This window comes from Citrobacter sp. VF227 (assembly GCF_052950715.1).
Genome location: NZ_JBRFVF010000197.1, coordinates 1 through 565 on the forward strand (window position 1 = coordinate 1; position 565 = coordinate 565).

Consider the following 565-nt stretch of genomic DNA (forward strand, 5'->3'; position numbering starts at 1 on the left):
ACATAAGACTGAGGAAATCGTCATGAGTCTTCCGAGCTATACCTGCGTACCGCAGAGCAAACCACTGTTGCCCATGCCCATCGGCGCGGCGTTCGACCGTACCGTGGAGCGCTTCCCCCAGCGTGAGGCCCTGGTGGTGCGCCATCAGCAGCTGCTTTACACCTGGGCGGAACTGGCGGAGGCGGTGGACCGTTGCGCGCGTGGCCTGCTGGCCCTCGGACTGCAAGCTGGCGAACGAGTGGGAATCTGGTCACCGAACAATGCCCAGTGGTGCATTACCCAGTTCGCCACGGCGAAGATCGGCGTGGTGCTGGTCAACATCAATCCCGCCTACCGCCTCAGCGAACTCGAGTACGCCTTGAAGCAATCCGGCTGCCGCTGGCTGATCTGCGCCGATGCCTTCAAGACCTCCGATTACCACGCCATGCTCCACGAGCTGCTGCCGGAGCTGGAAAGCGCCGCTGTCGGCGCCCTGCAGAGTCATATGCTGCCGGAGCTGCGCGGGGTGATCAGCCTGTGCGACAAGCCGGTGGACGGCATGCTCCGGTGGCAGGCGCTGATGGAG

Annotated in this window: 1 protein-coding gene; it reads left to right on the forward strand. The window is 63.7% G+C overall.

All coding sequences use genetic code 11. The annotated features are described in order from the left end of the window. Window positions 1–22: 22 nt before the first annotated feature. Window positions 23–565 (forward strand): AMP-binding protein (locus tag ACU8YC_RS25870; RefSeq protein ID WP_446896092.1); only part of this gene is annotated, 543 nt, incomplete at its 3' end.